The following is a 19469-nucleotide window of genomic DNA, read 5'->3' as shown; positions in this document are numbered from 1 at the left end:
CTAGTGCGTATCATGTGCACGATACAGCGCTGCACCGTGGCTTGTGGGTATATCCGGTTGATGGCTTCCCCAAAGCCAGCAAGCCCGTCGACGGCAAAGAACAGGACATCCTCGACGCCACGGCGCTTGAGCTGCTCCAGGTACAGCGACCATTGGTGGGCGCCCTCACTGGCACCTATATGGATGGAAAGAATATCACGCTGTCCTTGCGCGTCCACGCCATAAATAGTGTAGATCGCCTTTGTCACCACCTGCCCTTCTTCACGGATTTTGTAGTGTATAGCATCCAAGTAAATAAGCGTGTACAACGTCAATAAAGGCCGCTCCTGCCACGTCTTTATCTCCCCCCACACCCGGTCGGTAACAGCACTGATTGCACCGGTACTCAGCCGGGCACCAAACATCTTTGCTAAATGCAGCCTTATGTCCTCAACGCTATTGCCCATCGCATACAACTCTAGAATCTGGTCTTGAAAGCCTGCTCCTACCTCGCGTTCCCATTTGCCTACCGTCTGAGGGGTAAAATTCCCCAGGCGGTCACGGCTCGTTTCAATCTCTATCTCCCCAACATCGGTGCGCAGTTTCTTCGACCGCCCTCTGCCGTTGCGCTTGTTGGCTATTTCAGAGGCTCTTTGGCTAGCCAAGTGCGCGTCCAGTTCCCCTTCCAAAGAGGCCTCTATCAGGTGCTTGACTAAACGTTTGAGGACACCACCTTCTCCAAATAGCGGCTGGCCTGATTGTAGCCCCGCTATCGCTGACTCTTCAAAGCTGCTGAAGTCGAAAGGCTCTGTCTGTTCTTCTTCTTGGTTGTTCTTTTTCATGTCGTAAATCTCGCATTTTTTACGAGACACACATTTCTAAACACTCTCGCAATTAGAAAACACTTATGAGTCTGAGTAATTCTTTAATACCTACAATCTCATCCTTTGTTTTCCATAAACCCAAATCATCATTCCAATGAGTCTTTTTAAGATAACCGCTATTTCGGCGCTAATCCTATTGAGCATTCAGGTTGCTATTGCTCAGAGTCCCGCGAACCTCGACAGCCTCACCCAAGCCCTAAACACCGCCATCACCGCAGTAGAAACCGCCAAAGAAGTCTATCAGCAAAACTTTGAGGCCGATGCCAGCCGACCCTGGGCGATCAATCTCACTATCGTGGAAACCGACCGTAAAGCCAGGGAAACCACCTACCGCTATGCCTTCAACCTGGGCGACCTGGACCGGTACACGATCAGTATAGAGGACAGTAAGAAGGAACTGCCCCTGGAGGTGAAGACAAAAAATAAGAAAGACCTCATCAAATACTATGAGGAAGGAGAATTCGATGGGTACACCGATGAAATAAAAATCTGGGCAACGGATATTGATGAAGCCCGGGCTATTGAAAAACTGCTGGATGCTGCCATCCCCCCCGCTGAGATCGCCTGGTCCGCTCAGTATGGAGTTGAAGCCATTGATACCGATCTCCGGAAGTGGTTGGTGAGCAACATTAAAGAAACCGCTGTTGACGAAGATGAAGCCATCCGTCAGGCTGCGGAATTTGATGAAAACAGAAAGGATCAAATCCTAATCCACCAAAAGTCGAGCAAGGACGCCACTTCCACCGCCATGCAATTTAGCCTTGCGGACCTTGACCCTAAGTCCCTGCAGTTTGAAATCAAGAATGAGGCCCTGTTTGTGGAGGGACAAACCCGGAAAAAAACCGATTACATCGAGTACTATGAAAATGATGTGCTCGACGATATGAAAGACGAATTCCGCGTTTACCTCCCGGATGTAGACCTGGGCAGGCAAATGGCTTCGGTTTTGGATACCCTTATCCGATTTGGCAGGCAGGAAGTGGAAAATCGCCTACCCGTACCTGCTGATTACGACGATGCTGTCGCCCTTTTTGAAAGCGCATTGAACAGCTTTTCCCGCGGGGCAACCAAAGTAACTCAGGAGATCAAAATAGGCTCCACGACAGATTACACCCTCACGGAGCAGGAAGAAGAGGATGCCGAAAAGCGGGCCTACCGCTTTGATTTTGGGGATTTTGACCCCGCTGAAATTGAGATTGATGTGGATAAAACGGCTATTGCCGTGGAAGTCAAAGTCAAGGGCAACAACAAGTTTATTCAGGTATTTGAGAACGAGGAACCCGACGATTTTGACTCCGACCTCCGGTTCCGGGCTTCTGATGTAGAGAATGCCCGGCAGCTGCAGGCACTGCTCACCTACCTGGCTAAAGAGACGGCAGTACGCCCCGTTCCGGTCAAAGACTGGGCATGGCTAAAGGCAGCTGTAGCTGAAGGAGCGCCCAAAATGCTGGAGCAAAAACTGGCCCTACAGGCTGGTGCAGACAAAGATCCCTGCAAAATCACCTTCACAAGAATAGAAACTGAAAAAGGGGAAGAAGAAATCTTTGAATTCAACCTTTACGATATCAACGGCGAAAAAGCGGATATCGATATCTCCGGCAGCGAAGTGGGGCTGGAACTGGAAACCATCGGAAAAGAGGACATCATCAAATACTACGAAGATGGAGACCCGGGCTTTAAGGATGACTTCACTATCCTGTTTTCAGATCTTGAATCGACTAAAATTGCGCGGGCAACCCTTAAAAGTATCCTGGAGACTTGCCGGTCCGAGGATTAATACGCTGTATTTTGATACTGACCGGAAACAGGCCTTTTACAGTCTGCAAAGAACCCGGAAGCCAAATACCATTACAGCGCCCGGTACTGAGCTACCTTTATCAAAGCGCTGTTACCATGGCACGACTGTTTTACCTGTTACTGGCCTTAATTCCGGGTCTGCTTACCGCTCAATCCTTTCAGGATACGCTCCTAATCGAAGAAAACTTCTCCGACACCTCCGGCTTCACCGATCTTTCCCGCCTCCTGATCTGGGGCGACAATACCGAAGTGGAAAGCGGCTTTCAGCACGATTCCATCGAGGATAGCCGGGGGCTGATCAACCAGGCCATACACATGACGCCCAAAGCCATGGAATATGCAGGCTATCAACCCAATACCATCCGGGCATCGCAGGCGGTGGATTTTCGGTTTCCCACGCCCGTATCCCGGGAAGCAGACACCCTTATCGTGGAATTCGATGCCCTTTGGGATGCACTGAACAGCCCCGGCTGGGGCGAGTCCGGGCGGATAGTGGTGACGCTTTTGCATGATTATCCCGAAAATGGTATTCCGTTTGGCGCCATTGATGACCTGTCGGCGGAAGCCCCCTTTGGACGGCCGGCCTACAATATGCGCCTCCGCAACACCGAGAACACCGGCGCTTTCCAGTCTGGCGGATTGATGCTGTACGGCGGAGGTGAGGATTTGGAAGGGGAGATTGAGCAGGCCTTTGGCTACTGGCTGCCTGGTTTTTCCAGTGAGGCCGGCGGGGGTACACCCGGGCAGGGCGATCCTTATCCTCTGAGCCCCACCCAAAAGAATGAAGGTTTGGCACTGGCCTCCACTACCCACTGGATGCATTATACCTGGGTCATTGCCCCCAACCGCCTGTCCTTTTACCAAAGGGATGCGCTGGCGCCCGAAAGCGATAATGAGCTGGTGATGCTTATGGAAACACCGCGTTCGGATCAGTTTGAGGGGCTCATCGTCGGTCAGCTGAATGAAGCGCATGGCACTGATATCAACGAGCCGCCTGCCTTGTACCACTGGTTTGAACAGGTTGAAGCGCTTCGCCTCTATTTCCGGGGGGGTGGACCAAGCCTACCTGGCCAATCTGGAAGTACATCACCGGTTTGAGGGCGAGCCTGTGGCTGTCCGTTCGCCCGATCAGTCTCTGCCGCTTAAGGTGTTTCCGAATCCGGCAACTTCCGTACTTTACGTAGAGCAGCCCCATCCCGGTACAGCTGCTGTACCTTCGCAGTTATTCAATAATTTTGGACAGGTAGTACACCAGGGGCAACTACTGCAACCGGTGCAACAAATAGACATCGGTCACTTGCCACCCGGCATTTACTACCTGCGGGCTGCCTACGGGCCACAGCAAATACAGAAAATCATCATTCAATAATTTCGAAAAATGCGCCTGTTACTTTTACCCTTCTGCTTTTTATTTTGTAACACGATCACCCTGCAAGCCCAGGAATTAGTCCCGCGCGAGGGCGAGTACTTCTGCCGTGATGCCGAAGACTGGTACAACCGTAAAGCCATTACGACCTACCTCCGGCATATCTACGAAGGAGAACCGGAGAAGGTTTTACCGCTGGCGAATGCCCGGGAGGGCGATGTGGAAGCCGACTTTGTCAGGGCCCTGGCCTACGCCTACATTGGTGAGACCGAAAAGTCACTGGGCTATGTCAAAGCTTCTCTGGAAAAGGAAATGCCGTTTGGCCGCTATCTGGCTAGGCCTTCGAAGTTGATGCAACCGCTGGTGGAGCTACCGGGCTTTAAGGCCCTTGCTGAAAAGCATACCACTCCTCTGGTACATGGCCCCATGGTTGGCAATGTAACTGGCAACAGCGCTACTTTCTGGTGCCGTACAGATCAGCTACGGAAAGTGCAGGTGGAGGTCAGCCGGGACAAATCCTTCCGGAAAGTCAAATCGGCTACCGGGCGCACCCAATCCGCAGACGGGCACACGGCTGAGCTGACCGTCAACGGGTTGAAACCCGGGCTGAGCTATTTCTACCGGCTCTCCGTGGATGGACAACCCACCGAAGGCACCTATCAGTTCACCACCCACCCTAAGGCTGGAAAACCGGGGCAGTTTTCTGTTGTATTCGGAGGCGGGGCAGCTTACATCCCCTGGCAGCATTACATGTGGAGCACCATTCAGTCGCACCGGCCCGATGCGCTCTTCATGCTGGGCGATAATGTGTACATCGACTACCCGGAGCAGCCCTATTTGCAGCAGTACTGTTACCACCGCCGGCAGTCGGAGCCCCACTGGAGAAAGCTGGTAGCCCAAACCCCTACCTACGCCATTTGGGATGACCATGACTTTGGAGACAACGACGAGTATGGTACGCCCGACCCTGATTCCCCCGCCTGGAAACGGCCGGTACTTGAGCTCTTTAAACGGCAGTGGGTCAACCCCGGCTACGGAGATGGAACGAGCAAGCCTGGTGTATTCTTTAAGCATTCAATCGCCGATGTGGACTTCTTCTTCCTGGACTGCCGCTACTACCGCCAACCCAGTGAAGTGGGTGCGGTGCACGAAGAACCGTTGAGTATGCTGGGCGAGGTGCAAAAGGCCTGGCTGAAATCCGCCCTCCTGGAATCTAATGCTAAGGTAAAAGTCCTGATTTCCTCCGTGCCCTGGGCTTTTGATGCCAAGCCGGAAATGGAAGGCCGCATTGACACCTGGGGCGGTTACAAAGAGGAGCGCACCGAGATTTTTGACTTCCTGACGGAAAACAACATCAAAGGCGTTTTTCTACTTTCCGCCGACCGCCACCGATCCGACATTTGGAAGATCGACCGGCCAAATGATTACCCGCTGTACGAATTTGAGAGCTCCAAGCTAACCAATATGCATACGCACAAAATCATGCCGGGCAGCGAATACGGCTACAACGAGAAATGCTCCTTTGGACAGCTCCTTTTTGATACTACCGGAGACATTCCCGAGGTCACTTACCGCATCATTAATATTGATAATGTGGTGGTGAATGAATTTATTTGGCGGTCGGAAGATCAATAAGGCGTATACCTCACGTAGTCAATGTAATACCGCTGAGGGAAAATCGTCGTATCAATCCCCTGCCGGCCGCCCCAATTGCCACCAATGGCCAGATTGAGCTTTAGGGCCTGCGGGCGGTCAAAGGGCCAGCGCTGAAAGTCGGCTTCTGCATCCCGCTCAAAGGAGAAATACCGGGTGGAATCGACGTAAAAGTCAATCCGCTCCGGCGTCCAGTCGATGGCATAAACATGGAAGGCTGTGGAGGCATCCTCAATCCGGATGGAATCCCCTTTGTTCGTCCCCGCCACCCAGTTGTAAGCGCCGGTGTGGACGTTGGCGTAGATCATCCCCGGATTGTACCCTACAAATTCCATGATGTCGATCTCCCCACGGTCGGGCCAGGGCACGTCCCCGCCCATTTTATTGCCCAGTGTCCAGATGGCTGGCCATACCCCACGCCCAGCGGGCAGCTTGGCGCGGACTTCTATTCTGCCGTACAGGAACTCCCGCTTGCCGGCCGTATGCAAAGAGGCGGAGGTGTAGGCTGCGGTTTCCCACTGATCCTGCCATCTGTCGCTTTCGGGATTGTAACGGGCGTTGGAAAAGGGCTCGCGGCGGGCTTCAAGCACCAGGCAACCGTCTTCGATATAGGCATTTTCCGGACGGTTGGTGTAGTACTGCCCTTCGTGATTGCGGATGAAGCCTTCTTCAAAATTCCATAGGTTAGTATCAATGGCTGGGCGGTCGAACTCATCGCTCCAGCCTTTCATGGCAGAGGGGGCAGGCAGCTCAGCTGATTGAGCAAACAGGAAAAAGAACAGGGGCAAAAGGAAGGTACTCATGTTAATTGGTTTTTGGAACAGGTGTAATCAGCCACGTTTGCAAAGATTGTTTGTTGCTAAAAGGGCGTAATACGAAACCATACTGGTATTCTGCCGCATTCAACCGGAATTCCGGATGCGCTTTGGATTCCTTCGACCAGGTATTGTCCCCACCCACGCCCAGTAACTGATGATCAATATTGACGGTCAGGAAGTCTCGTTCGGGCAGTTCCGGAGTGTGCGTCGCGGCTTCCAAATCGGCCATGCTGTAAGGCCAGACGCTCATACTAAGGCTATCCTGAGCCTGCACCAGCAATCCACTGCCACGCCCGGAGGAAAGGGCCATCCAATGCACGCCGGTTCGGTTGCTGCACTCCTGCGGCATAATGTAGCTTTCGAAAAAGCTGTCCACAGGCATGCTGTAACGGCCTAATTGGGCACTCAACAACCGGTCGATGTAATTCTCATGCGGTCCGCGCCCGAGAAACTCAATCTGATCATAGGCATCCGGGATCGCCATTTGCATTCCGATGCGGGGCAGTTCCGGGTAGTCGCCTTCTTTTTTGAAATGGTAATCGACCTTGACCTGCCCGTCCGCGTAGAAGGTGTACACCGTCTTTTGGCTGGCTTTGCCCTCCAGGATGGCGCTTTGCACTTCCACCTGCACGTAGCCGGCCGCTTCCTGTACGCGCACGCCCTGAACTTTGGCTTCTTCAGCCGCCGTTTTCCAGGCCACAGCTTCGCGGTAGATTTTCCAGCCCCGTCGGTCGTTGTCGGTCGGGGCACGCCAGTAGTTGGGCTTCAGGGGGGCTTCCAGCCAACTGATTTTACCGGTGCTATAATCGGAAAGTGCTCCGGTAATTTTATCCACGATTGCTATAAAATCGGCACCTGATATTTTGACTTGCTTTTCATTCTCCTCCAGCGTGAGCTTGCCCTCTGGCACACTAAAGCTTCGGTTATCCGCCACGTCCGGCAGCACAAATTGCGCAGTGGCAATCTCATGACCCGCCGGTGCCCAGGATTGCGCTTCAGGGAGCGTAACACGGAGGTCGAGGGCGTAAACGGCGCCGGGCTTTGGTGCCTTGGGCGACATTTGCCCCAATTGCAGTGGCACAGCAACACCCGCCGGACAATCCGGAAGGGCCATGGATCCGGAACGCAGGGTCGCGCCATTTTCCATAAGCTGCCAGGAAAGCGTATACCCTTCAAGATTGGTAAAATCATACAGGTTGGTCAACGTAAGCTTGCCCTCCTGTGGCACCTGAGTCGTCAGGTGTACCGGTTGGAAGACCTTTTTCCACTCTTTAGCACCGGGCTTCACGCGGCGGTCGGGGTCCACGACGCCATTCAGACAGAAGTTCTCATCATTGATCAGGGTGTCGCCAAAATCACCTCCGTAGGCAAAGTACCTTTCGCCGGTTTCGGTGGTCTTGACCAGCCCCTGATCGACCCAGTCCCATACAAATGCCCCTACGATTTGTGGTTCCGCCTGTATCACATCCCGGAATTTGAACAGATTACCTGTCGAATTGCCCATAGAGTGCGCCATTTCACACCACATGATGGGCAGTTTCAAATCTGACTGACGGCTGAGGTTGACCATCTCGGGGATAGACCAGTACATCCGGCTGTACATGTCCACGTAGCTGGCTTTGGTGTGCGGAAATTCGTGATTGCCCTCGTAGTGCACCAGGCGGGTATCGTCGTACTCGCGTATGAAGCCGGTCATCGCAGCGTGATTGGCTCCGGCACCAGACTCATTGCCCAGTGACCAAAAAATAATGGAGGGATGGTTTTTGTGGCGCTCCACCATACGCACAGCGCGCTCTACAAAACCATTCGACCAGCGTGGGTCTTTAGTCAACAAACTGCCAATGCCGTGGACCTCAAGATTGGCTTCGCAAATGACATACAAACCATGGCGGTCGCAGAGTTCGTAAAAGCGGGGGTCATTGGGATAGTGGGAAGTCCGCACGGCGTTGAAGTTCAGCTGCTTCATCAGGCGGATGTCCTCTTCCATATCCGCTACCGAGACCACTTTGCCCGTAACCGGATGGTGGTCGTGGCGATTGGCTCCGTACAACTCCACCGATTCTCCGTTGATGAGCAGTTCTCCTTCCGGTCCGATTTGGATATTCCGAAAGCCAATGCGGCTGCTTCGGGCCTCTACGGTTTGCCCATTTTCATCCTTAAGGGCAATGACCAGGGTATAACGGTTGGGCGTTTCCGCTGTCCAGGGCTTAATATTGAAAACGGTAGCCGAAAGCACCGTACTTCCCCGTGGGTAAACCCGGAGGTCCTCCTTTATCACTTCACTGACCGTGGCATTGAGGGGCTGCTCCAGCATCGGATGCCCCGAATCGTCGTACACATCAATTTCGTAGGACCAGCCTTCTAAATCGGATAATCGGCTGTGGTTAAGCCGGGGCTTGACCGTAAGATTGCCATAACTGTAGCCCTCGTCCAGGCCTGCCTTGACAAAGAAATCCTGAATGTGTGTCCGGGGCTGCGCCAGCAGCATCACCTCCCGGTGAATACCGCTCAGGCGCCAGTGATCCTGATCTTCCAGATAGCTGCCATCAGACCAGCGGTGTACCTTTACCGCCAGCAGGTTCTTTTCTCCAAATTTCACATAAGGCGTTATGTCAAATTCCGTAGCCACCCGGCTGTCTTCGCTGTAGCCGACCATCTCCCCGTTCACCCACACATAGTACGCGGAGCTCACGCCTCCAAAGTGCAGCACTACTTGCTGATTATCCCAGTCTGAAGGCACCTCAAAGGTGTGGCGGTAGCAGCCGGTGGGGTTGTCCTCATCGGGAACGTATGGCGGGTCTACCGGCACAAAGGGATAGGTGATGTTGGTGTAAATCGCCGTGCCGTAGCCCTGCAATTCCCAGTTGGAAGGCACCGGAATCTGCGCCCATCCTTTGGGTTGAAAATCTGGCAGGTGGAAGTCTTTCGGAGCGGCTTCGGGCACCTCAGCGAAGGCAAACGCCCAGTTTCCATTCAGGCTGAGGTAACGCCCGGAGGCTTCGCGGTCCACCATAAGCGCGGTAGCTTCATCCGGGTAAGAATAGGACGTTGCCCGGGCCGGCATGCGGTTGATCCCGTTGACGGCGGGGTCTTCCCAGGGTTGTATCTGGGCTTGTGCGGCAAAGGCCGTGCTCAAGGTGAGCAACAGTACAACCGCTAAATTGCGGTAAGCATAATAAGATGGCATATCAGTTATTTTTTTCAGGTGCTTAAAACTAAAAAAAATCAGGACACTTCGCCCCCTTTATCGCTTTCAAACCGCTTTGTATTCAAACCAGTCAAAATCAGCGGGCTTACGACTGCCCATCAGATCCTGACAACAAATACCAACCATAGCCCCGGTGAATGCCGACCGGTAACGCCCGCACTGTTCCATGATGTAGTCGTCTGATAGAATGCTCCCGTCCAAAACCGGGCCGGCTTTTTGACAGTCCCCTGCCTCTTCCCGGTAGAAAAACTGAAGCTCGGCATGATTGAAGTGCAACTTGAGCTCCACCCTGCCATCCACCTGTAAATCAATACACTGACTCATGGGGTGAGACATCGCATAATGATCGCAGGCAATCAGATCGAGTATCCGCTTTTGCCGGTGCTCGTTCCCGGTGATGTGCAGATAGTAAAAATGCCCGGTATTGTAGTAGGCGACCAATCCAGCCATCTGCTGAAAAGTTGTTGGCTGAAACTCAAGGGCTGTTGCTGCTGTGGCATCAAAGTGCTGCAACCGCCGGGCCAACAGGCTTTGGTAATGAAAAGAACTCAGCGATTCCCGGCCGTACAGGCGCAGGAAACCGGGGCGCTCCTCCAGGTTAGCCCAATCCGGAGTAACCGGTACGCGCAGGGACTGAAAGTCTTCCGGCAACTCCGTAGTATCAAAATCATGGCGTTCCGTTGGTTGAGGGCAAGGCACCTCTTCACCGGGAATCGAAAATGCCGGGTCTGGCACTTGTTTGCCGTTGGTAAGGTACAGCCAATCATCATCCCTCCACTCCACCGGAGCCAGGCTGCTTTCCCGCCCCAGAGTACAGCGCCCCAGCTTCGACAATGGCCGGCCGCACAGAAAAGCGATGTACCACTGCCCGTCCGGCGCCTCGACCAGGTCGCCGTGCCCGGCTTTTTGCAGGGGCCAGTCCGGGTGCCCTTTGGTGGTCAAAACCGGATTACCGGGGTGGGCTTCGTAGGGGCCGGTGATGTCCCGGGAGCGGGCCAGAATCGCACAGTGGTCGTACTCTGTCCCGCCGGCAGCCATGAGCAGATAGTAATAGCCGTTGCGGTAGTACAGGTGCGGGCCCTCTACATTCTTTATCCCCTCACCTTCAAAAATCATATGCACCGGACCGGTCATTTTACCGGCATCCGGATCAAACTCCTGCAGTACGATGCCCCCAAATAAGCGGTTGTCCCGGTGGTCGGCCAGCATATTGACTACCCATTTCCGACCATCAGGCGCATGGAAAAGAGAAGGATCAAATCCGCTGCTGTTGAGATAAATGGGGTCTGACCATTCGCCCGTAATGTCCTGAGTCGTGACCAGATAGTTATGGACATCTTTCCAGACCCCATCGAAGGAACGCACGTTGCTGTACACCAGGTAGAAAGTCCCTTTGTCGTAGGTTAGACAGGGCGCCCACACCCCGCAGGAGTCGGGATTGCCGGCCATATCCAGTTGAGACAGGCGATTGATGGGGCGGTCAATGAGCCGCCAGTGCTTCAAATCCCGGGAATGATGAATCTGTACGCCCGGGAACCATTCAAAGGTTGAGGTAGCCATGTAGTAATCCTCCCCCACCCGGATAATGGAGGGGTCAGGCTGAAAGCCCGGCAAGACAGGGTTCTCAATTTTAATCATCGGTGATGAGTTCTTTTTCCAGTTCTTCCAATGAGCGGGATTTGGTTTCCGGCAACAAGCGCCAGACCAGCAGAAAGCCGATTGCGGCAAAACCACCGAATAAGCCAAAGGTCAGAGCATTGCCCAGATTCGCCAGCTCCCACGGAAAAAACTGCTGTACCGAAAAGCTCACGACGGAGTTGATAAAACCCACAAAAGAGACGGCTACCGCCCGGATGTAATTGGGGAAAAGCTCCGAAAAGAGCACCCACATGACCGAGCCCAGGGAAACGGCGAAGAAGGCTACGAAGCCCAGGATGCCCGTCAAAATCAAGGTAGGGTTGATATTGGCAGCGGATTGCAGGATGACTGCTTCATTCGCCACATAAACCGTACGGCCTAAGACTGCTTTGAGCGCAGTTTTGAAAGCCAGGTCATCCTCATAAGCCACGTCGGTCACCTGAGCCAGCAAAGACCGGTCAATACTTTCCGGCAGTCCGGCGACAGCCACTGTGGTCAGCTCATAAGTCGCCTGCTGAAACCCATAGCTGACCAGCCCCATACTGAGGGCAATGCCCAATAAGCCCACCAGCAGCAAAGGTTTGCGCCCAATACGGTCAATCAGGCTCATCGCGATGAGGGTGAAGACCACATTGAGCAGCCCAACATAGATCGCTTGGGAAAAAGCCGCGTCTGATCCAATACCGGATTGCTCAAAGATGAAAGGGGCATAAAAGAAAATGGCATTCACGCCAGTCAGCTGCTGCAAAATGCCCACGATGGCAGCCACCCAGAGGACCTTCCGCAGCGTTGGCCGGAACAGCCGCCGTAGTTTCTGCCCCAGCGAATCCCCGGCATCTTTAGCCTGTACACTTTCCTTAATCGCTTGTATTTGAGCCGTGGCTTCCGCTTCGCCCGATAGTTGCCCGATGACCACAGCGGCTTCCTCCTCTCTGCCCTGCATCACCAGCCAGCGGGGGCTCTCCGGTACCGCAAAAAGGGTCCCGAAGTAGGCCAGCGCAGGCAATAGCTCAACGCCCAGCATCCAGCGCCAGGTGTTGGTATCTATGCCCATGCTTTGTACCCATTCCGCGCCCGAGCCACTGGCCTGCAACAGGAAGTAGTTCGAGAAATAGGCCGCCGAAAACCCGATAACGATATTCAGCTGATTGATAGAGACCATGCGCCCGCGCTTTTCCGGAGGGCTCAGCTCTGCGATATACATGGGGGCGATGATCAGGCTTGCGCCTACCGCCAGTCCGCCCAGCATTCGGGCAGCAACCAATATGCCGTAGGTCGGAGCTATGGCGGAAAAGAGGGCTGAGAAAGCATACATGAAAGCAATGATCAGCAGCAGCTTCTTCCGCCCTATCCGGTCACTCAATGGCCCGGCGACCATCATGGCCAGCGTGGAAGTAAAAGTCAGGGACGCCACCACCCAACCCAGAGCCAGGTCAGACAGCCCAAATTCCGGCACCAGAAACCGGATAGCTCCGGAGATTACCGAGGCATCAAAGCCAAAGAGGAAACCGCCCAGAGAAATAATCAGGGCGAGGCGGGTCATCTGCCCACTGCTCGTTTTGTTTTGCATCATCATCGGAGTTTAATGGATTGGGGCCCACTCTTCAGGGTTTGCGATTGCCCTTTCCAGTTTAGGGTGCCTTCCAATCCGGGAGGCAGAGTAACCTTGGCTTCCAAACGCCCATCTGCCTCGCTGTATTCCACCTCAATGGTGCCATTTGGATGCGGCATATTAGCCCGGAGTTCGCTTAGCCCGTTCAGGTGGGGCATAATGCTTACTTTGGAAAAGCCCGGCGCTGCCGGACGGATGCCCGCCACCAGTGACAGGAAGTGGTAGGCCGGCGAAGCACTCCAGGCATGACAATCCGAGCGGGTCTTTCCGGGGGCTTCCACGAAAGTGGTCAGGCCAAGGTCTAGTTGCTCCTCCCACGGGCCGAGATACTCAAAGTAGGTGTCCCCAAGCCCGGTTTTCCATAGCGCCTCTGTGATGTAAAAGGCGTAGTAGTAGGAACAAGGGGCCAAAGTGGTATCCTTCAGCAGCCGCTCCAATAGTGCGGGTTGTTCTGCCTCGGGCAGGGCATCGGTGAGCACCGCCATAGTATTGACGTGCTGACTGAAAGTGGTTTTTGCTGGCGTATCTGCAAATAGCTGACGGTCTTTATCCCAGCAGAGATTACGAAGGCTTTTATTGATGCCCAATGCCCGGGCGCGATACGCTGCTGCCCGCTCCGGCTCGCCGAATTCTTCGTACAAATCAGCCGCCAGTTGCAGATTGTAAGACAACTGCAGACCGATAAGGGCAGAACCTCCTGATTCGGCGCCCGGTGGCACCCCGCTTTTCCAGCCGTCTTCTCCAATCACCCAATCAGCAAAGTTCCACCATTCCATTGGGCCCGGCAAGCCGTTTTCGCCCATCCTGTCTTCATACCACTGTAGAATATCCGCTACGGCAGGCAACATACTGGCAATCCACTCCGGTTCCCCAACATGCATCCAATAGTCATGCAGCATCGCAATCCAAAACAGGGAATAGGGCGGGATAATCTGTTCATCACGGCTGGGATAACGGCTTTGCGTGAGGCCAAAGGGCATGCGGGACTCATAAAAATCAGACACAGCCTTGTGGAACAGCCGGTGGTCGCCCGAGACGTAGTAGGAAATGAGCGCCTGAATACGGGTGTCGCCGACGTACTGTAATTGCTCGTAGTACGGGCAGTCGAAGTAGTTCTCGCCGGCGCATAAGCGTTGCGTACGCCAGCTGACGGACCAGATATCAGACAGCAGTTCCTTATCACTATCAAAAACCGCCCGCTCTTCAAAGGGGTAGGCGGTAAAGCGGCTTTGGGCCTGATCAATGGATACCGGCGCATCTTTCGTTTCAATTTCCACCCGAATATAACGGAAGGTGCGCCACCAGAGGGTAGTCAGATCGTACCTGCCTTCTGCAAGTTTCCAGGCATCATGAAAGCCAAAGAGCGCTTTATGGTTGATGCTGTCCCGGTGCCCTTTATTGAAAGTAGAATCTTTCAGGCTTTCTGCGTAGAACAGGCGCAGGGTTGCTTCTCCTCCGCTCGTGACTTTTAGCTCCGGGTAAGCGGTGGTCAGCGTTCCATGATCAATGAGCACTGATGCTTTGGTATTGGCTGGCACGTATACTACCCCCTCATCGGGCAGCTTGAGGCTGGTCCGGCGGATACGCCCCAGGGGACCAATCTTTTCTTCCATAGCTGGAATACGGCGGGGGACCAACTGATAAGCCGGTACACCACCGTGTGCGAAGGTGCCGCCCGCAGGAATTCCGGGAAATAATGCCTCGGGAGTATGCCAACCTTCCTCTTCAAAACCTGCTGCTTTCCAGCCCCAGGGGTGCGCCTCCACATCCATATATTCTCCGGGGCCAACTACAAAGTACCCCCTCACCTGTTCCCGGTCGATGGAAATGGGCGCATAAGCCGTATCCCGGTGGACCCGCCACTGCCCGGTGCCGGTATTGAGTTGGGCGCTATTGCGGTCCTCCCCCTGAATGATCAGCGCGGTGCCTCTTGAGATTTGCGCGACGGGCTTATATTTTCCAAAATTCCATACCTGTACTGCAATCACATTCGCCCCGGACTGCAAATAAGGACTCAGATCGTACGTCTCAAAGCGCCAGTTCAGAAGGTCGCCCCGGGCAGGCCCTTTGCCGACATATCGGCCGTTCACAAAAAGTTTGTAGCGGTTATCCGCCGAGATCCGGATGGGAAAGGTCTCCGGAACGGTCTCCACATTCATTTCCTGCCGGAACAGGTATACCCCAAACGCCTCTGTATCAGCGATAGGATGGGTGACCCATTGTGCAGGCCAGGGCTGGCCCTCCAGATTAAACTGTTCCTGAGCCTGAGCAATTGCAGGGGAAAGCAACAGGCAAATCAGCGATAACACAGGAAGAAATCGTTGCATACAATCAGTTTTGTTTCTCCCAAAATAATACCACACAAGCATCCGGTGGTAATAACACCCTATTTTCCTGATATTCGGCCCCAGCAAAATCGTAGAGGATTTGCCCTGACCGCAGCTCAGCAAATTCAAGCGCTACCTGTTTTGGATAGTCATTTGTATTGATGAGCATCGTGTACAGCCCGGACTCGGAGACCATCGTTTTCATAGTGACGCCGGGATGATGACCTGTGAAACGCACCTGCGTGGATTCCCCATTTGCCAACCAGGCTTGCAACAGCTGAGCCAGTGGCGTGTTATCCTGTTGCCAGGCTGCCAACCCAATTGGAGATGGAATCCAGAGGGTGCGCCCTTTTCCATATTGATGCAGCAATGCGACAGGCAGGCTATCCTGTGCATAGCTTAGCACCTCACCTTCGTCCACCGCCAGTGTGCCCTGCCAAAGGTGGGCCGGTAACTGCTTCTCGTTGACAGACATCGAAAAAGTATTGCCCATCACCCGGAACTCGCGCACCTGCCCGCCCAGTACTTCCCGAAAAGGAAAACCACCCGTCATGATATTCTGGCCATACTCATCAAAATGAGCAGACAAACCCGTCAACAACAACTGCCCGCCTTCCGCAACAAAGGTTTTTAACCCTTCCCAGTGCCGTCGCGGTATTACAATCTGATGTGGGATGATCACCGCTGCCCCTGCCCTGCCCCTTGCTTTCCAGTCGAAGTCATCCATGCTGCCAATTTCAGGCGTGATGCCCTGCTCGAGCAGTGCCTCGTAGTGCGCCAGAACCGACTTGATGGTAGCTCCGGGCAACCGGCCTTCAAAGTATTGCTCCACTTCTACTGAGCGGACTTCCCGGTCGCGCTGCAGGTACATGGACTCCCGGTTGTAGAGGACGTGGATGTTTGCCGTCTGCGGTCGCGCCTTTGCAAAATCCGGGTGATTTTTCAGCCAATCCGCAATGCCTCCCGCCGTTTCCATCCGGTCCGTTGGCTCGTCCAGAAAATCCAGCAAGCTCCACTCGCCGGCTTCCAACCCGGCTTTCCGGGGATTCAGGCACCAAAAGATGATGCCCTGGGCTCCGCTGAACAGGCTGCCCCACAGCCATTGCTCGATTTCTTCCGCACTTGGTGTCATGGGGTTAAAGCCGCTGTAGCTGTTGTTGCCACCCTGTAATTCGGTGATCCAAAAGGGCTTCTCTCCGGCACCGCTCCGGATGATATCATTGTTCGCGCCCATCGCCACCGGGTACTGATCGCGTTCAAAGTAGCCGAAATGCCAGCTCGGGTGCATGGAGGCAACAAAGGAAGAAAGCAGCTTCCGCCAGGCCGGGAATTCATACTCCGGCAAGGTCACAAAGAGCATGTGGCTGTTAACGTGCAGGTGCCGGCCAGAGTCATACTTTTCAATTTCCGCCGCGATCCAGCTTAGGTAAGCAGTGGTATGCTGCCGAATGAACTCCGGCTCCCGGAAGTCTTCCCGCATGAAGCCATTGGGGTCAGCTGGCAGCGGATTGGAGGCTTCCCATTCCGACCAGGCTTGTTCCGTGTATTCGCCTTTCGGCAAAATCCCACCCACGCCGGGCTCATTCTGCAACACCCATGCAAAAAGCGCCGGATGCTTGCTGAAATGAGGCACCACGGCTCCAATGTAGCGTTCGATGGAAGCCAGGTGAGCCGCATCTTTGGGGAATTTAAAGCCGCCCACGCCCGTGCCGGTATTCGCCGGAAAGAGGGTGGCAAATACCCGGACACCATGCCGCTCAGCTGCGTCGAAGGCCGCATCGTACAGCGTAAAGTCCCAGCTTCCGTTAGCCTGCGCCATATGCGTTTCGTCCATCCGGATGCGGCAAACGGTCATATCATATTTTGCCATGATGGAAAACCAACCTTCAATTTCTTCTGCTGTTTGTCCGGGCTCGATGTACACCTGCGCACCGATGGAAGGCGGAGTCTGCCCCCCAAGCCAAAGCGTCCAGCAGATCAGGCTAAAAATTAATACGTTGCTTTTCATTCTGTTGGCGGTTGAAGTTCCTTCAGTCGAAGCAGGGCTTCCAAAAAGTAGTAGTCGGCGTAGATAATGTGCTCATCAATTTCGCTGTTGCCGGGTTTGTGGCCCGTGGAATGAAGCAGTAAGCCCTGCTGGGGTAATGCTGCCAGGTATTCCGGTGTGGCTAAGGCATTGAGCAGGGCAATGGCTGCGTTGTGGTACCGGTATTGGTCGTCGGCTGCTTCCACCAACTGGGAAAGCTCCAGCAATGCAGAAGCGGCAATAACTGCTGCAGATGCATCCTTCGGCTCGTCGGGAATACCGGGGGCGTCAAAGTCCCAGTAGGGCACCCCATCTTCCGGCAGCCTTTTCAGGAAGATATCCGCTGCGCTTTGTGCCTGCTTCAGGAAATCCGCCCGTCCGGTTTCCCGGGCCGTCAGGGTGAATCCGTAGATGGCCCAGGCCTGCCCCCTTGCCCACATGGAGCTGTCGGCATACCCCTGAAAGGTGACTTTTTCCCGCACGGAACCGCTGAGGGTGTCGTAGTCGAGGACGTGGTAGGTGCTGTAATCGTCCCGGAAGTGATTGTCCATGGTGTGTTCGGCGTGGGAAACGGCTATCGCTTCCATTTCCGCGTCTCCAGTCTGCCGGGCTGCCCAAAACAGCAATTCCAGGTTCATCATATTGTCGATGATCACCGGATACTGCCATTGATCGTGCCAGTCCCAGGAGCGGATAACGCCGGTGACCGGCCGGTAGCGGGTTTTCAGGGTTTTGGCAGCGTCCACAATCACCGGGACATAACTCGAGTCTTTTGTAAAGCGCAGGGCACTGCCAAATGAGTTAAAAATCCGAAAGCCGATATCATGGTCGTAATCGAAAAACTGAACGGAATCCAGCTTCAGCAACTCGGCCTCACCCGCTTCTTTCCACTTTTCATCACCGGTAAGGGCGTAGAGGTGCCAAAGCACACCGGGATAAAAACCACTGACCCAGCTGCCCTTTTTGACGAGGTTCCAGGTGCCATCCGGATGAGCATTGCGGGGAATACGGTTGGTGTCCGGTAAGGTTTCCAGCGTTTTGGCGTACTGCCGGGCGGCAACTTCAGTAAGGCTGTCGAGGTCGAATGCCGGCTCCAACAGCTGCGCGTCTGCCTCCCCGGCAGGTTCCGCACAACTGCCCGCCAACAGGAGGATTAAAAAGAACGGGAAATATTTCATGTGATGAATTTTGACAAAGGTTAACCCAAATAGCGGGGCTCCGGCTGCCCGGTTGTGTTGGTCTGTATTTGCAGGCACACCCCTGCCAGGGGCTGGGCTTTTTTCTGCTCCGGAGATAAGGGGCGCTGTGAGGTTGTGATGAGCAGGTGCTGCATTTCCGGTCCGCCAAAGCAACAGCTTGTGGGGTGAGAAACGGGCAATTCGATATCATCCACTTTATTCCCCTGCGCATCGAAGTGGCTGATCTTGCCTTCCTGCCACATAGCGACCCAGAGGTGGTCGTTGGTATCAACGGTAAGGCCATCGGGGAAGCCTTCGGGGCCAAACTCGATGAAGTTGCGGCGGTTGCTGAGGCGGCCCGTTTCCAAATCATAGTCGTAGGCATAAACAACATGGCGCTCGGTATCTGCGAAAAAGTAGGTTTTCCGGTCTGCAGACCAGCCCATACCGTTGGGGAGCATTAGGTTTTGCTCGTGGCGTTGCACTGCTCCCGCTTCGTTCAGGCAATACAGGTTGCCGACCGGCTCCGTGCCATCGTAAGTCATGGTGGCGGCCCAAAAGCGGCCTTTAGGGTCTACCGCGCCGTCATTGAAACGGGTGGCTTGTACGTCGGCTTCAGTGGGTGATACTTGCTTCAGCTCACGGCTGTGGGTATCGTAGGTAAAGAAGCCATCCCTCAACGCCATGACGACACCGCCCCGTTCACGCAGGGCCAGTACACCAAGCGGCTGCCCAACCACGTGGGTTTCCACCCGGCCAGTTTCCCAGTCGCCAATAAAGAACTGCCCCTGCATGAGGTCGACCCAGTAAAACTGCTGTGCCTGCGGGTCCCAGACCGGCCCTTCGCCGTGGTGGCAACGGACCTCAAAAAGCGGTTGAATAGCGTACTTCATAAGTCAGCGAAATCCTTTATAGTGGAACAAAACCAATTGTGTATTTTATTTTTCGAGAAGCCCTTTGGGAAAGGAGGGCTTGTTCTTTGG

Annotated in this window: 13 protein-coding genes; 4 read left to right on the top strand and 9 right to left on the bottom strand. The window is 54.3% G+C overall.

All coding sequences use genetic code 11. From position 1 onward, the window contains the following. On the bottom strand, positions 1-821 hold an 821-nt coding region (locus tag IX84_RS21945), incomplete at its 3' end, for an IS256 family transposase (protein WP_044225859.1). 136 nt (positions 822-957) lie between these two features. Here IX84_RS21945 and IX84_RS21940 point away from each other — a divergent pair. The 4 genes from IX84_RS21940 (at position 958) to IX84_RS21925 (ending at position 5661) form a co-directional block, all read left to right on the top strand. Continuing rightward, positions 958-2640 (top strand): hypothetical protein, encoded by a 1683-nt coding sequence (locus tag IX84_RS21940; protein ID WP_044225856.1) that lies wholly within the window; start codon positions 958-960, stop codon positions 2638-2640. A gap of 116 nt (positions 2641-2756) precedes the next feature. Continuing rightward, positions 2757-3758: a hypothetical protein gene (locus IX84_RS33590; RefSeq protein WP_044225853.1), complete on the top strand. Its 1002-nt coding sequence runs from the start codon at positions 2757-2759 to the stop codon at positions 3756-3758. Further along, entirely contained in the window at positions 3712-4029 is a 318-nt protein-coding gene (locus IX84_RS21930) for a T9SS type A sorting domain-containing protein (protein ID WP_044225846.1), read from the top strand. Before IX84_RS33590 ends, IX84_RS21930 begins: the two co-directional genes overlap by 47 nt. A gap of 9 nt (positions 4030-4038) precedes the next feature. Beyond that, the gene (locus tag IX84_RS21925; protein WP_052516298.1) at positions 4039-5661 is read left to right on the top strand and encodes an alkaline phosphatase D family protein; all 1623 of its coding nucleotides are present in this window, start codon (positions 4039-4041) and stop codon (positions 5659-5661) included. Here the strand turns inward: IX84_RS21925 and IX84_RS21920 are convergent. From IX84_RS21920 to IX84_RS21885, 8 genes are all read right to left on the bottom strand, one after another. Beyond that, positions 5655-6482 (bottom strand): glycoside hydrolase family 16 protein, encoded by an 828-nt coding sequence (locus tag IX84_RS21920; RefSeq protein WP_052516297.1) that lies wholly within the window; start codon positions 6480-6482, stop codon positions 5655-5657. The two genes, IX84_RS21925 and IX84_RS21920, sit on opposite strands and share 7 nt — an antisense overlap. Position 6483: 1 nt before the next feature. Then, positions 6484-9684, bottom strand: a complete 3201-nt coding sequence (locus IX84_RS21915; protein ID WP_052516296.1) for a glycoside hydrolase family 2 TIM barrel-domain containing protein — start codon at positions 9682-9684, stop codon at positions 6484-6486. Between the two features lie 66 nt (positions 9685-9750). Continuing rightward, positions 9751-11343 carry a glycoside hydrolase family 43 protein gene (locus IX84_RS21910; protein ID WP_044225844.1) on the bottom strand — a complete coding sequence of 531 codons (1593 nt, stop codon included), beginning with the start codon at positions 11341-11343 and terminating at the stop codon, positions 9751-9753. After that, a complete protein-coding gene (locus tag IX84_RS21905; RefSeq protein ID WP_152605191.1) occupies positions 11336-12919 on the bottom strand; it encodes a sugar porter family MFS transporter in 1584 nt (527 codons plus the stop codon). The genes IX84_RS21910 and IX84_RS21905 overlap by 8 nt, the downstream gene beginning before the upstream one ends. Continuing rightward, on the bottom strand, positions 12916-15282 hold the full coding sequence (locus tag IX84_RS21900; RefSeq protein ID WP_052516295.1) for an alpha-L-rhamnosidase-related protein: 2367 nt from the start codon (positions 15280-15282) through the stop codon (positions 12916-12918). The genes IX84_RS21905 and IX84_RS21900 overlap by 4 nt, the downstream gene beginning before the upstream one ends. Positions 15283-15286: 4 nt before the next feature. After that, on the bottom strand, positions 15287-17290 hold the full coding sequence (locus tag IX84_RS21895) for a beta-galactosidase trimerization domain-containing protein (RefSeq protein WP_052516294.1): 2004 nt from the start codon (positions 17288-17290) through the stop codon (positions 15287-15289). Further along, complete coding sequence (locus IX84_RS21890; RefSeq protein ID WP_044225841.1) at positions 17287-18486, bottom strand: AGE family epimerase/isomerase; 1200 nt, start codon at positions 18484-18486, stop codon at positions 17287-17289. The genes IX84_RS21895 and IX84_RS21890 overlap by 4 nt, the downstream gene beginning before the upstream one ends. 20 nt (positions 18487-18506) lie before the next feature. Then, entirely contained in the window at positions 18507-19379 is an 873-nt protein-coding gene (locus IX84_RS21885; RefSeq protein WP_044225839.1) for an SMP-30/gluconolactonase/LRE family protein, read from the bottom strand. Positions 19380-19469: the final 90 nt, after the last annotated feature.

This window comes from Phaeodactylibacter xiamenensis (assembly GCF_000759025.1).
GTDB lineage: Bacteria > Bacteroidota > Bacteroidia > Chitinophagales > Saprospiraceae > Phaeodactylibacter > Phaeodactylibacter xiamenensis.
This window is presented reverse-complemented; position numbering and strand designations above follow the sequence as displayed.

Bases quoted from the DNA above. Each gene is read 5' to 3' on its own strand.
- IX84_RS21925 (WP_052516298.1), top strand. From the start codon at position 4,039: ATGCGCCTGTTACTTTTACCCTTCTGCTTTTTATTTTGTAACACGATC.
- IX84_RS21895 (WP_052516294.1), bottom strand. From the start codon at position 17,290: ATGAAAAGCAACGTATTAATTTTTAGCCTGATCTGCTGGACGCTTTGG.
- IX84_RS21900 (WP_052516295.1), bottom strand. From the start codon at position 15,282: ATGCAACGATTTCTTCCTGTGTTATCGCTGATTTGCCTGTTGCTTTCC.
- IX84_RS21915 (WP_052516296.1), bottom strand. From the start codon at position 9,684: ATGCCATCTTATTATGCTTACCGCAATTTAGCGGTTGTACTGTTGCTC.
- IX84_RS21885 (WP_044225839.1), bottom strand. From the start codon at position 19,379: ATGAAGTACGCTATTCAACCGCTTTTTGAGGTCCGTTGCCACCACGGC.
- IX84_RS21920 (WP_052516297.1), bottom strand. From the start codon at position 6,482: ATGAGTACCTTCCTTTTGCCCCTGTTCTTTTTCCTGTTTGCTCAATCA.
- IX84_RS21890 (WP_044225841.1), bottom strand. From the start codon at position 18,486: ATGAAATATTTCCCGTTCTTTTTAATCCTCCTGTTGGCGGGCAGTTGT.
- IX84_RS21905 (WP_152605191.1), bottom strand. From the start codon at position 12,919: ATGATGATGCAAAACAAAACGAGCAGTGGGCAGATGACCCGCCTCGCC.
- IX84_RS33590 (WP_044225853.1), top strand. From the start codon at position 2,757: ATGGCACGACTGTTTTACCTGTTACTGGCCTTAATTCCGGGTCTGCTT.
- IX84_RS21910 (WP_044225844.1), bottom strand. From the start codon at position 11,343: ATGATTAAAATTGAGAACCCTGTCTTGCCGGGCTTTCAGCCTGACCCC.
- IX84_RS21940 (WP_044225856.1), top strand. From the start codon at position 958: ATGAGTCTTTTTAAGATAACCGCTATTTCGGCGCTAATCCTATTGAGC.